The organism is Crassaminicella profunda, from assembly GCF_019884785.1.
Taxonomy (GTDB): Bacteria; Bacillota; Clostridia; order Peptostreptococcales; family Thermotaleaceae; genus Crassaminicella; species Crassaminicella profunda.
In genome coordinates this window covers 2,206,502-2,220,109 of record NZ_CP082326.1, presented here as the reverse complement: position 1 = coordinate 2,220,109, position 13,608 = coordinate 2,206,502, and the positions used below count along the sequence as shown (strand labels likewise).

Annotated in this window: 14 protein-coding genes and 1 other RNA gene; 14 read left to right on the top strand and 1 reads right to left on the bottom strand. The window is 29.2% G+C overall.

Annotation, left to right across the window (positions count from 1 at the left end):
- Positions 1 to 46 precede the first annotated feature (46 nt).
- From rnr to K7H06_RS10505, 6 genes are all read left to right on the top strand, one after another.
- Entirely contained in the window at positions 47 to 2,164 is a 2,118-nt protein-coding gene (gene rnr / locus K7H06_RS10530; RefSeq protein WP_223039820.1) for a ribonuclease R, read from the top strand.
- A gap of 155 nt (positions 2,165 to 2,319) precedes the next feature.
- A complete protein-coding gene (locus K7H06_RS10525; protein WP_246637683.1) occupies positions 2,320 to 3,138 on the top strand; it encodes a Cof-type HAD-IIB family hydrolase in 819 nt (272 codons plus the stop codon).
- 97 nt (positions 3,139 to 3,235) lie between these two features.
- Entirely contained in the window at positions 3,236 to 3,703 is a 468-nt protein-coding gene (smpB, locus tag K7H06_RS10520; RefSeq protein WP_223039819.1) for an SsrA-binding protein SmpB, read from the top strand.
- Between the two features lie 14 nt (positions 3,704 to 3,717).
- Positions 3,718 to 4,064: a transfer-messenger RNA gene (ssrA, locus tag K7H06_RS10515) on the top strand.
- A 780-nt stretch (positions 4,065 to 4,844) separates the two neighbouring features.
- The gene (locus K7H06_RS10510; protein WP_223039818.1) at positions 4,845 to 5,372 is read left to right on the top strand and encodes an SF0329 family protein; all 528 of its coding nucleotides are present in this window, start codon (positions 4,845 to 4,847) and stop codon (positions 5,370 to 5,372) included.
- 63 nt (positions 5,373 to 5,435) lie between these two features.
- Positions 5,436 to 5,630, top strand: coding sequence for a hypothetical protein (locus K7H06_RS10505; RefSeq protein WP_223039817.1), 195 nt, complete (start codon positions 5,436 to 5,438; stop codon positions 5,628 to 5,630).
- 166 nt (positions 5,631 to 5,796) lie between these two features.
- On the opposite strand, the gene K7H06_RS10500 is transcribed toward K7H06_RS10505, so the two are convergent.
- On the bottom strand, positions 5,797 to 6,078 hold the full coding sequence (locus K7H06_RS10500; protein WP_223039816.1) for a hypothetical protein: 282 nt from the start codon (positions 6,076 to 6,078) through the stop codon (positions 5,797 to 5,799).
- Between the two features lie 383 nt (positions 6,079 to 6,461).
- Between K7H06_RS10500 and K7H06_RS10495 the strand changes: the two genes are divergently transcribed.
- The 8 genes from K7H06_RS10495 (at position 6,462) to K7H06_RS10460 (ending at position 13,596) form a co-directional block, all read left to right on the top strand.
- Positions 6,462 to 6,872 (top strand): hypothetical protein, encoded by a 411-nt coding sequence (locus K7H06_RS10495; protein ID WP_223039815.1) that lies wholly within the window; start codon positions 6,462 to 6,464, stop codon positions 6,870 to 6,872.
- Between the two features lie 22 nt (positions 6,873 to 6,894).
- Entirely contained in the window at positions 6,895 to 8,217 is a 1,323-nt protein-coding gene (locus K7H06_RS10490; RefSeq protein WP_223039814.1) for a DUF2812 domain-containing protein, read from the top strand.
- Between the two features lie 126 nt (positions 8,218 to 8,343).
- Entirely contained in the window at positions 8,344 to 9,429 is a 1,086-nt protein-coding gene (locus K7H06_RS10485) for a GerAB/ArcD/ProY family transporter (protein WP_223039813.1), read from the top strand.
- A 255-nt stretch (positions 9,430 to 9,684) separates the two neighbouring features.
- Complete coding sequence (locus K7H06_RS10480; protein ID WP_223039812.1) at positions 9,685 to 9,912, top strand: helix-turn-helix transcriptional regulator; 228 nt, start codon at positions 9,685 to 9,687, stop codon at positions 9,910 to 9,912.
- Positions 9,912 to 10,532: a hypothetical protein gene (locus K7H06_RS10475; RefSeq protein ID WP_223039811.1), complete on the top strand. Its 621-nt coding sequence runs from the start codon at positions 9,912 to 9,914 to the stop codon at positions 10,530 to 10,532. Before K7H06_RS10480 ends, K7H06_RS10475 begins: the two co-directional genes overlap by 1 nt.
- 29 nt (positions 10,533 to 10,561) lie before the next feature.
- Positions 10,562 to 11,008 carry a YaiI/YqxD family protein gene (locus K7H06_RS10470; protein WP_223039810.1) on the top strand — a complete coding sequence of 149 codons (447 nt, stop codon included), beginning with the start codon at positions 10,562 to 10,564 and terminating at the stop codon, positions 11,006 to 11,008.
- Positions 11,009 to 11,366: 358 nt separating this feature from the next.
- Positions 11,367 to 11,687, top strand: a complete 321-nt coding sequence (locus tag K7H06_RS10465) for a CD3324 family protein (RefSeq protein WP_223039809.1) — start codon at positions 11,367 to 11,369, stop codon at positions 11,685 to 11,687.
- The gene (locus K7H06_RS10460) at positions 11,680 to 13,596 is read left to right on the top strand and encodes an endonuclease MutS2 (RefSeq protein WP_223039808.1); all 1,917 of its coding nucleotides are present in this window, start codon (positions 11,680 to 11,682) and stop codon (positions 13,594 to 13,596) included. The genes K7H06_RS10465 and K7H06_RS10460 overlap by 8 nt, the downstream gene beginning before the upstream one ends.
- The last annotated feature ends 12 nt before the right edge of the window (positions 13,597 to 13,608 follow it).

Sequence of the window (13,608 nt, the reverse complement as noted above, 5' to 3'; positions counted from 1 at the left end):
AATAAGGATAAGAATAATAGTGCCTATAAGGATTGGAGGAATTATATTGGCTATTAAAGAACAAATACTTGAATTCATGAGAGAAAATGCATATAGTCCAATGTTAGATGTAGAACTTGCAAATGTATTTAAAATTGAACCGCAAGAAATGGGATCTTTTTATGCTATATTAGACGAAATGGAAAAGATGGGACAGGTTATTAAAACTAAAAAAAAGAGATATGCTGCACCTGAAAGAATGAATTTAATAGTAGGAAAATTACAGCAACATCAAAAAGGTTTTGGATTTATTTTATCTGAAGTAGAAGGGTATTCAGATGTTTTTATTGCATCTACTGATATGAATGGTGCTATGCACAACGACCGTGTTATTGGTAGGATTACTAAAAAAGGAGGAGATAGTAAACGGGCAGAAGGAGAAATTATTCGTATTTTAGAGCGTGCGAATACGGAAATTGTAGGAACCTTTGAAAGCAGTAGGAATTTTGGATTTGTGGTACCAGATGATTCCAAAATCAAAATGGATATATATATACCAAAGAGTGAAGTACATGGCGCAAAGGATGGGTATAAGGTTGTTGCTCATATCACAAAATGGCCAGAGCCTAGAAGAAACCCAGAAGGAAAGATTATAGAAGTTTTAGGACATAAAGATGATGTAGGAACGGATATTATATCTATTATTAAAAAATATAAACTACCTGAAAAATTCCCTAAAAAAGTAGAAGAAGAAGCTACTCGAGTGTCAGAAGAAATTTCAAGTGAAGAAATAAGTAGAAGAAGAGACCTAAGAGATAAAAAGATTGTAACGATTGATGGTATTGATGCAAAGGATTTAGATGATGCAGTATGTGTAGAGATGCTAGAAAACGGAAACTATCTTTTAAGTGTACATATAGCAGATGTTACCCATTATGTAAAAGAACACAGCAAACTTGATAAGGAAGCTTTAAAGCGTGCTACTAGTGTATATTTAGTGGACCGAGTTATTCCAATGCTTCCTAAAAAGCTATCTAATGGAGTATGTAGCTTAAATCCTAAGGTAAATCGATTAACTTTATCTGTAAATATGGAAATTAATAAAAAAGGAAAAGTAGTCAACCATGAAATATATGAAAGTGTGATCAAAACTTGTGAAAGGATGACTTATTCTGATGTATCGGATATTTTAGAAAAGGATGATCAGGGGCTGAAAGAACGCTATGACTATCTAGTAGAGGATTTTAAAAGAATGGAAGAATTGTCCAAAATCCTTAGAAAACGAAGAGATGATAGAGGAAGCATCGATTTCGATTTTGATGAATCTAAGATTATATTAGATGAGCAGGGAGTTCCTATTGAAATAAAAAAAGCAGAACGAAGAATTGCTAATAGAGTTATAGAAGAATTTATGCTTATTTGTAATGAAACGGTAGCAGAACATTTCCATTGGGCAGATTTACCATTTGTTTATCGTATTCACGAAGACCCAGATATGGAGAAGATAGAAAGCTTCAATAAATTTATTCATAATTTTGGATATCACTTAAAGGGAGTAACTAATGAGGTCCATCCACGAGCACTTCAAGATTTACTCAAAAAGGTAGAGGGAAGAAAAGAAGAAAGAATTATTAACACTATTATGTTAAGATCTTTGAAAAAGGCAAGATATGCACCAGAAAATGAAGGACACTTTGGGTTAGCAGCAGAAAATTATTGTCATTTTACATCTCCAATCAGAAGATATCCAGATTTACAAATTCATCGTATTATCAAAGAGTCCTTAACAGGAAAATTAACAGGTAAAAGAATTAAAAAATTAAAAGCTATTGTTGCAAATGCAGCAGATCAATCTTCAGATCGAGAAAGAATTGCTGTTGAAGCAGAAAGAGAAACAGACGACTTGAAAAAGACCGAATATATGAGCAATCATATAGGAGAAGAATTTGAAGGAATTATCAGCAGTGTTATATCCTTTGGTATGTTTATAGAGCTGGAAAATAGTATTGAAGGATTAGTAAGAATTAGTTCATTAGTGGATGATTATTATATCTATGATGGAGACCATTATTCTTTTACAGGTGAGAGAACAAAGAAAACCTATAGAATAGGGGATGAAGTAAGAGTAAAAGTTATTAAAGCAGATACATCTCAAAAGGAAATTGATTTTATGTTGATTCAGTAGTAAAATAGTGAGAAGATACTTTTATGTATCTTCTTTTTTAAAGATATGAATTGGTTTAGTGAAAGATAGGAAATTCATATGTTATTTTGTTTGAATGAAGTAGTTTATTTACTTAGTGATGATAAAAAGATAAGATGAAAGAGGAGAAATAGATTATGTACAAATTGGTAGTAAGTGATATGGATGGTACTTTGTTAAATAGTAATAATATGGTTTCGGAAAATAATAAGAAAGCTTTTAAAGCCTTACTAGAAAATAATATACATGTTGCTATAGCAACAGGAAGAATTTATACATCAGCAAGAGTATATGCAAAGCATTTAGATATGGTAACGCCTATTATTGCATGTAATGGAGCAGTAATTAGAAATTTAGAAGATGATCAAATATTATATGAAAGTCATATTCAAAAAGAAGATTGTTTAAAAGTAATCCATATATTAAGAAAACATAATACCTATTTTCAATATTATAGTTTAGATACTTTCTATACAGAAAAATTATCCCATAGCTCTTTAAAATATTCAGAATGGAATAAAACATTAAAAGAAGAAGATCGTATTCGTATTGATGTTATAAAAGATAGTTATGAACAAATTAAAAATAGTGATGAAAATATTTATAAGTTCAATGTGATCAATGATGATAATGAAGTATTAAATCGTATTAAAAAAGAATTAAAAGAAATTGAAACCATAGAAGTAAGTAAATCATGGCATAATAATCTTGAAATCATGAACAAAGGTGTTTCAAAGGGGAATGCAATTGACCATTTAGCTAATATTTTAGGCGTAAAAAAAGAAGAGGTTATGACATTTGGAGATAATGAAAATGATATCAGTATGTTAACTTATGCAGGAATGGGTGTAGCCATGGGAAATGCAGAAGAGATTGTAAAGAAACAAGCAGATTATGTAACAGCTACTAATGATGAAGATGGTGTGGCAAAGGCATTGAATAAATTTATTTTATAACCACTAAATGGGAAAAACGCATGCTTGACATATAATTACTTTTATGCTATTATATATATCTGGTATGAATATAGATTTTCTTAAAGTAGGTGGATGTATGGGACAAGGAAAAGTAGTTGCCAACAACAAAAAAGCAAGGCATGATTATTTTATTGAAGAAACCTATGAAGCGGGGATTGCACTAAAAGGTACAGAAGTAAAATCTATCCGAATGGGTCGAATCAATTTAAAAGATAGCTATGCAAAAGTAGAAAATGGCGAAGTCTTTATCTATAAAATGCATATTAGTTTCTACGAAAAAGGAAATATATTCAATGTTGATCCTGTAAGAACAAGAAAGCTTTTACTTCACAAAAAAGAAATCAACAAATTAATAGGATATACAACACAAAAAGGATTAGCACTCATACCACTGAAGGTCTATATCAATAGTAGAGGTTTAGTAAAGCTTCAGCTTGGCGTAGCACAGGGTAAAAAGAACTATGACAAGCGTGCTGATATGGCTAAAAAAGAAGCAAATCGCCGTATACAAAAAGAAATACGTCAGCGACAAAAGTCTTATTAGACTTTTATATACATGGGGGCGTACAGGTTTCGACGGGGGTTTGGAGTCAATAGTAGCGAGTGGAGGTTTTTCCTTGGGGTCCGCCTTAAAAAACTGGGGAACTAAATATAAACGCAAACGATAATTACGCTTTAGCAGCCTAATAAACGCTGCTCGTTCTACCTAGGCTTCCCACGGCTTAGACTAGAACGTCATTAAGGTGGGGAACTACTTTGGGGGTGTCTCGACCCAAAAGTAGAAGAATTGGGACTGGTCTGATCAAAAGCCTGTCATTGGGCGCTTGTGACGACGAGAATCTAAAACAATGACTGCACTCGGAGAAGCTGTTGGTAAAGGGCTTTCGGACAGGGGTTCGATTCGAAAAGGGTCGCCTTGTAGTGTGAACTACAAGTGAAAATCTGGCTTGATCGGTGAAACCGTAACGTAAAGACGACGGCAATACCGAGGAGTATGTGGAGTAATCCAACAGCTCTGTATCGACTTATAGGCATCCAACTTTGGATGTACTAGGATAGAAGTTAACAACTATACTAAGGCTTCTATAATACGCCAGAGGGGTTAGGTAGATTAATTATTTAACTCTAAGATATAGTCAGCACCATTAGAAAATAATGGAGTATGTGTCCCCTCGCCTCCACCAATTAAAGAAAAAGAGTTGTGCTTAAAGTTTTAGGCATAGCTCTTTTTTTATATAGATATAAACCTTTTGTAAAAATTTTCTTTTGCTTTTAAGAAGTCATTAATAAACCTCCTGAACATATGTTCTAATATTAGTTTGTGCCTTTATAGTGAAAAATATTAATTACTCTAAATAATGCAAGCGTACAGGCTACTGTAATTTTATAGCTTAAATTATGAGAGGTAAATTAATCTACAAATAAGGAAATGTATGTAAATATTATGTTATAATATGGGTAAGTTTGAAGACGGTGTAATATGTGGTGAAATGGTATTATATGAAGATTGATTTAGTAACATAGGATATAAGATGTATTAGAAGGTAATAATTTTGGGATTGAATAAAATGTTTATACTAGTAGGTTAATAATTAGGTAGCCAAAAACTAACTTTAACTTAATATTAAAATTTAACTTATGAAATAAATTGAACGAATATGAAGAAAGAAGATAAAGGAGAATTTATGAAAAAAGGAACAAGATGGACAAAAATCAAGAAGCAAGTAGAATCTTTTATTTGTGAAAAATTAAAAAACCGAGTGGATTTTATTGTAGCTGTTTACAGAAAAGCACATGATCAAACAGGTAGAATATACATAACTGTAGATAAAAAAGAAGTATTTAGTATGTGCACCATAACAGCAGAAATGGAAGATTATAAAACATATAGAAAATTAAGAGATGAATTTAATGAATATAAAGAAAGCAGGGAACTTTGGGAGTTGTCACAAAAAGAATTAAACAAGAGGGGAATCTTTGGAGAGTATGAGTTTTATAAGAGCTTGGAAGTGTATTTTAATAGTCATGTGAAAGATTGCTTGTATGCTACAGATGTACTGTTAAATATTTTTGCTTTATTAGATAGACGAGTTGGGAAGAGAAGTCTAAAGAAATTCTCAGAGAGTATAAAAGATAAACATGAGATTGTTCGATATTTTTTTGATTTAAGGTGTAGTGTGGAAGAATTGAATTTTAATGATAATGATCAATAAAAAAGGTTGGTTTTTCGGATAAAAAGTATTCATTGGATATGCGACTAAGGAGCTATGATTTTTATGAAAACGCCTGGTTTATGGAATTGGAGTAAAGATGAAAAATGTGCAAAAGTAGTGCTTAAAGATAAGTTGAAAAGTAGTTCTAAAGAGCTTTGCCCTTGGGAGAAAAAAGTTATTAGATGGTTTACTCTACTTACAATGATAGCAGGAATATTATATGCTCTTTGGGATTTTTTCAACAATACTTACTTTTAAATACAATCCATAGGATGAATATAAGAAAGAATGCTTGTATTATAGCTATTATAATTCGTATTTTTCCTAAAAAGTTTTCTAATTTATCAAGAAAATTAAGTAGTTTCAAACGATTTTTATCCATTGTAAATTTCTCCTTGATTTTGTTTGTAGGAATGGTTGGTTTCTAAAAAATAAATATTTCTAAAAATATAATCACACTAGCTGTTAGGACAATAAAAATATCTCCTTTTCGAACTGAATCAGATGGATTTTTTGAAAAGTATTTGGTATCTAAAATGCGAGACAAGCTCATAATCCCCATAAGAGACCAAAGGATTACAAAAAATCTACTTGAAACTGAAATCTTATGAATAAAAAAGTGGTAGACACAAAAGCTAAGCAATCCAATGCTACTTCCCCAACCTAAAGCTGTATTTAGAGCTTTTAATATTTTTTTTGATGGCATGTTTTTTCTCCTTTTAAAAAGTTTTTATAAGTATTTTTGACAAGGGAATTTCTTTGTCTATTTTATCATAATTTATCTATAATTGTATAATAAATCCAGAATTTAAGTATATAAGCATATTTTTATTTGAAAATTTTATACGTTGCACTTTATGATAGATATAAGAGAAAGATAGTGTATTAATCTAATAAGGAGAGTTTTGTGAAAATAAAAAGAATTTATGAAGCAGATAGATTATGGTATAATTTGGATTATACGAATGATTGTTGCCAGGATAAAAATTTGCATATTTTTTAATGAAGAAGATTTGTAAAATGATAAATAACAAGGACAATCATACTTAAATAAAATCAATACAAGAAAATTAAGGGTGGTGAATACATATGAAAATAGCTAAAATTATGGAAAATACATATAATCAACCTTTAGCATATGTGGAAAAGCAACTAAAATCCAATTTTGTAGGTCTTGGATGGGAAATTGAGCATACTGAAGATTTGAGAACTGTAGAAGGGGTTAGGGTAAAAATTTATTTTGGTGTGACTTCACCGTATGGAGGAGTAACCTTTGGATCATTTATGAATCATGGTGGAGGATATACGCCATATTATATCAAACTAACAGAGGTTGGCGATGAAGAAACAAGAGTGATGGTTGCAATAACAGGAACAGAAAATGTGCATGGTGATTGGGGTGGTAGGAATAAAAATATTGCACAGCAAGTATTAGAAATGTGTGAAAAAGATTGTACGAATAAATCATTTAAAGAAAAAGTGAGAAGTTTTTTCAAATGAAATTATTTAAGAGGAGTTAGGAATGAATAAGGAAAAAAAGAAAGTACCTTTTTGTGTATCTATTGTAGATTATAAGGCCCTTGAGAAATATCTTGAAAATATGGCTTTAAAGGGTTGGTTGATAGAAAAATATAATACCTTTACAATTGAGTTTAGAAAAATTAAGCCTGCAAAATACAAATTTAATGTTAGTCTTTTTTATAAATCTCCTTTTGAGTATTCAAATGAAGAAAAGATTAATACCTATCAAGAAAGATATGAAGAGCTAGGATGGACTTTTGTAAAAAATAAGAAGGTTTTTCAGATTTGTTATGCATTAGAAGAGGTTGATCTTATACCCATAGAAATTGATCCTGTAGAAGAATACAAAATAATGAAGTCTACTTTTTATAAAACAGAATTTATAAGTCTTATTTCTTTATTACCTGTATCTTTGATAGGATTGTCTAACATAGTTAGATTTGATTATACTGATCTTTATAGAAATATGGCTTTATGGGGTATGCTTACACCACTTTTTATGTTGATGATTATTTTTCCGTTTATATATAATATGTTTTATCTAAGAAAAGTAAAAAGACAAGTGATAAAGGGAAAGGGGCTACCCGTTTCTTCTTGGAGAGCAGTTAAAATTAAGAATAAGAGTATGTTATTTATAGGTTTAATATATCTGATATTCACTATTTTAATTATAGGACAATCTATATCCTATCAAAAAAACTATATTTATCTTGCAGGATTCTTACCTGCTATAAGTGGTGTTATATTTGCGGTGTGGTATAAGAAATTTGTAAAGAAGAGAAAACGAGCAATAAGGAAAAATATTGTAATGTTTATTGCTTTATTAGCTATAACGATTGCGTTGTCAATTAGTTTAGTTTTTGGAGTGATGATTAAGTTAGTGAGCAATCATGATAAGAATAGAGTAAAGGATGCTGTCAACTTTAAAGATTATAAAGTAATCACATTATCAGACCTTGGAGTAGAGAATGAAATAATTAAAAATAATTTAAGAAAAGAAGGTAGTATATTTGTACCTGAGTATTATACATATTATGAAATAGCAGACAAAAAAAGTATTGATACAGAATATATAAAAGCAAGAAATGAAAAAATATGTAATTATATTTATGATGCAATGTTAAAGAAAATGTTAAGTAAGTCTTATAATCATGTGATTAAAGGAGATCATAAAAAATGGGAAGTTGATGAAGTATATTATTTAAATGATGATTACAATTATGTAATGATGAAAAAAGATAATGTGATCGTTATGTTAGATGGAGACTTTGATTTTTCAGACAGTGAAATAATAGAGCGATGTAAAAAGGTATTGAAGAAATAAAATTTTCGGCGTATTTGATAGAAAGATATTAAAAATAACACCAATTATTCCATTGTTTAATTGAAATATGTAATATTTAATAAAGGGATGCAAATACTAATTTAAACTAACTTTGGAGGAATAAGGGTGAATCATGAAATTATCTCTGAAAAACAGGCAATAGGTTTAATAGCGCTATTTGTTGTAGCAGAGACTTTTGTACTTGCACGGGGAATAGAAGCTAAACAAGATTTCTGGTTAGCTATTATTTTGGGGATGATTATTTCTGTACCATTTATGTTAATTTTTTCGAGATTACATAGACTATACCCTCAAAAAGATTTATTTGATATGAATGAGTGTATTTTAGGGAAAACATTGGGCAAGATACTTAATTTTTTATTGATTTACTATGTGGCAACCAATATGATGTCGGTTATGAGTGTATTCAATCATTTTATTATTACTGTATCTCTGCTTGATACTCCTATAGAAATAACATATATAGCGTTAATCTTATTATGTATATATGGAGTAAGAAGTGGCGTCGAAGTAATGGGAAGATGGACAGAGTTTTTCTTACCTATAATAATTATAGGTTTAAGTATAGGAATAGTATTAGTGATTCCTAAAATGAATGTGAAAAATCTTTATCCAATTTTAAACGAAGGAATTAAGCCTATTGTAGAAGGTGGAATACTAACTTTTTTATTTCCTTTAGGAGAGACTATCGCATTTGTAATGATTTTTACAACATTAAGAGATGATATGTCTTTTAAAAGATCCTATATATACGGGCTAATATTTGGAGGAAGTTTAATACTTATACTTGTATTAACAGAAGTTTTAGTAATAGGTGTAGATCAAACTTCAACGTATTTTTTTCCAGGGTATCAAACATTTACTAGATTATCTATTGGAGGAACACTTGAAAGACTAGAGATTATATCTGCAGCTACATTTATACTAGGTGGATTTATAAAAATAAGTATTTTACTACTTGCAGTTAGTAGAGGTTTTGCAAAGATATTTAATTTTGATGACTATAGGTTTATAGTAACTCCAATAGGATTATTTATTGCTAATGTATCATATATTTTCTATGATAGTACAATGTTTATGTTTGAATGGATTGCTGATTTTTGGGGGTATTTTGCATTCCCATTTGAGTTTGTAACACCGATTGTCCTTTATATCGTAGCAGAAGTTAAAATGAAGCTATTAAATAAGTGATAATTGTGTTAAAGATCAGCTTTAAAATTGAGTACGAAGGGCTAATTAAGCATGATAAAGTATTATTAGATTTGAAAAAATTAGTTGTTTAATAATCTAAAATAGTAAAAGGAAGCATAAGGTTACCAATCAGGAAACTTTATGCTTTATTTATATGTAAATAGGTAAAAATAAAATAATGATGATGAATATAGATAACAAAATGTTGACTATATACAACATAAATGTTATGATACAGTTGAAAGGAGGTATTTTATGGTAAAGCGAAAAAAATTATTTAATACAAAAATAAAAGTTCTTAGAGCTGAAAGAAATTTAACTCAAGGAGATTTGGCAATTGATTTAGGGGTGAATAGAGGAACTATTTTAGAGATTGAAAGAGGTACTTTTAATCCTTCTCTTAAACTTGCTTTTGCCATAGCAAAATATTTTGATAAGACGGTTGATGAGATTTTTCAAATATTAGAGGAGTGTGAAGAATAATGAATATAGGAGAACAATTGTTAGAGGGACAACCAATAGTAGCCACAATAATAACAGCAATATTTTTACTATTATTATTAATGGAGAAAGATGAATTAGAGCAATATGCATTCAATAATGCCTTGAAAATTGCTACTGTAATTACGATAATAACATTATTTGGATATAGCTTATATGAACTATCAGTAGGATTTAAAAAGGTTAGTATCAATACAATTTTTTTGGGAATTGAAGGATTGTATATAATAACGTTATTCCTGTATTATATGGATTTAAAAGGTATCCGTTTTGAAGTGAAGATGAAAAATCAGCTATTGACAAATATATTTATGTATAGTTCAATCATTATAAGTATTTTAGCAACTATTAGTATGGTATTTGAATTTGAGTTTTTTGAAAACAAAAAAGGATTTATCAGATATGATGAATTAATTTTATATGTAAATGCAATATTAGTTGCAATGATGATTCCATTACTTCCAAAGAGAAAAAAGGTTAATCGTGAGGAATATAAGAAAATAAAAAAAGAAATGGATAAGCAATTTAATATTATGTGTGTGATCTATTGCATGAGTATGCTATTAATTGTTTCATATATGATTTACCAAAAGGTAATTTAAAGACAACATAAAGAAAGAAGGTTAGGGGTATGAAAATATTAGTTGACGCAGATGCGTGTCCTGTAAAAGATATTATATTAAAAGTTGCAAAAGAATATAAGGTGGCATTAGTAATGATTAAAGATATTTGTCATGAATTATATGATGATTATGCAAAAATTATTACTGTGGATAAAGGACGAGATATGGCAGATTTAGTATTGATTAACAATACAAAAGAAGATGATATAGTAGTAACTCAAGATTATGGTGTAGCAGCATTGGCACTTGCAAGAAAAGCTGTTGTGATTAATCAAAACGGATGGTTATATACTAATGAAAACATTGATGATTTATTAAGCAGAAGACATATGAATCAGGAGATGAGAAGGAAACATAAAAAATATACAAAAATAGCAAAAAGAACGAAAGAGGATAACATAAAGTTTGAACGAAAATTTAGAGAATTGGTGATAAATAAAGTTAAAAAGGAATAAGAATGGAAATAATTCATAAATATATAAATTTTAAGGACAACACTATGAGAATAATAAAAACTCGTGTCATTTGGATGGGAGTTTTTGTATATAATAATTTTAAAATAAGGATAAGGGATGGTATGCTGATGATCATTGGAAAACTTAAATATAATAATTTTTTACATTGAGAAAGTCTATAATCTGTGAAATAATAAATATGATACAAAAATAAAAAGGAGAGTTGATTTATGAAAAACAACAATTATAGAGAGCTGGGAATTGAACTTCTTGATAAATAAGGAGTTTGATTTTAAATAACAACTCCTTATTTATTAAGTCCCATAAAGAAGACTTATAAATAAAAGGAGATAGAAAATTGAAATATAAAAATGCAAAGGGGATACTCCCTACAAAATTATTAAAAGAAATTCAAAAGCATATTCAAGGTGAGTTTATATATATACCCATCATTGAAAAAAACAAAGTAGGCTGGGGACAAAAAAATGGAACCCGCGAAACCATGTATTACAGAAATAAAAAAATATTTAACTTATATAAAGATGGATATTCAATAGAATATATCATCAATGATTATAATTTATCAGAGTCTAGTATAAGAAAAATAATATCAAAAATGAAAAAAGAAGATCATTTAGTGAATGGAAGTTTAAATCTAGGAGGACAATCCAATGAATAATGCCACATTTGAGAAACTACAGCTAAATGAAGTAAAGGAATTGGTAAAAGTACATTGTGTAAGTTCACTTGGAAAAGACCTCATAGATCAGCTAAACCCTAGTGGAAATATAAATATCGTAAAACGAAGATTGGATGAAAATAAAGAAGCTAGAAAAATCATAGAAAACAGTAATCATATACCTTTAGAAGGGTTATTTAATGTAAATATAATTATTGATAAAATCAAAAAAGGGATGATCCTTGATCCCTATGAACTCATAAAAATAGAAGACTTTTTAAGAGGGAGTAGGAAAATAAAATCTTTTATGCTTCAAAATCAGTTTTATGCCCCTACCTTAAGTGCGTATGCTTTAAATATTACAGCGTGCGAAAATATAGAAAGTGAAATAGAGTATTGTATAAAGGGAAATAAGGTGGATTCACAAGCTAGTAAAGAATTAAAAAAAATAAGAAGAAATATAGAAGTAACTGAGAGTAAAATAAAAGAGAGATTAAATAAGTTTTTAACAGCTAGTGGTAATAAAAAATATATTCAAGAATTTATAGTAAGCAAAAGAGATGATCGATATGTGATTCCAATAAAAGCATCTTATAAAAATGAAGTAGATGGTACATTACTTGATACATCATCAAAAGGAAATACGGTTTTTATAGAACCAAAGAACGTATCAAAGTTTAGTTTAGAGCTTATTCATTTGAAAAGTGAAGAAACGATAGAAGAATATAAGATTCTTTCTTATTTAACAGAGCTTGTATTTGAAAAAATAAAAAATATTAAATTAAATATAGAAATAATAGCAGAATATGATATGGTTTTTGCAAAGGCTAAATACAGTCAAAATATAAAAGGGATTACACCAAAAATAAATGATAGGGGATATATAAAAATTGTTGATGGAAAACATCCTCTTTTAAAGGGGACTGTGATCCCACTAAATTTAGAAATAGGAAAAAATTACAGAAGCTTGCTTATTACAGGACCCAATGCAGGAGGAAAAACCGTTGCACTTAAAACTGTAGGACTTTTGAGTTTAATGGTTCAATGTGGACTGGATATATGTGCAAGTGAAGATACAGTAATAAATGTATTTGAAAATATATTTGTGGATATAGGGGATAATCAAAGTATAGAAAATGCCCTTAGTACCTTTTCTTCCCATATAAAAAATATTGCAGAAATCATAAATGGGTCTAATTATACTACATTAGTTTTATTAGATGAGATCGGTAGTGGTACGGAACCAAATGAGGGCGCTGCACTTGCTATAGCTATCCTTGAAGAATTTTATCAGAAAGGATCTATTACTATAGCATCTACCCATTATGGAGAGCTTAAAAGATATGCAACACTTCATCCAGAGTTTGAAAATGCAGGGATGATGTTTGACCAAGAGACTTTACAGCCTTTATATAAGTTAACTATAGGAACATCTGAAAATAGTAATGCCTTGTTTATTTCTAAAAAGATGGGAATAAGAGATAAGGTATTAAAAAGAGCAAAAGGATATATGAATGATAAAAACTATAACTTTGATTTAGTTAAAAGAAATAAAATAGAGAAATCTAAGAAAATAGATGAAAATCAAATAGAAAAAGAAATACCTATATACCAAATAGGTGATAAAGTAAAATTATTAGACAAAGGTGATTTTGGAATCGTATATAAGCCTGTTGATAAATTTAACAATGTAGAAGTTTTATATCATGGTGAATTTATAAGAGTAAATGTAAAAAGAATAGAATTATATTTAAACGCTGCAGAGTTATATCCGAAGGACTATGATTTAAATAGTTTATTTTTAAGCTTTGAAGAACGAAAATTAGATAAAGATATTGAGAGAGGCTCTAAAAAAGCTTTGAAAAAAATTCAAAAGGAAATGAAACAAAATAGAAAAATAAATGAATAAAAAACGATTCAT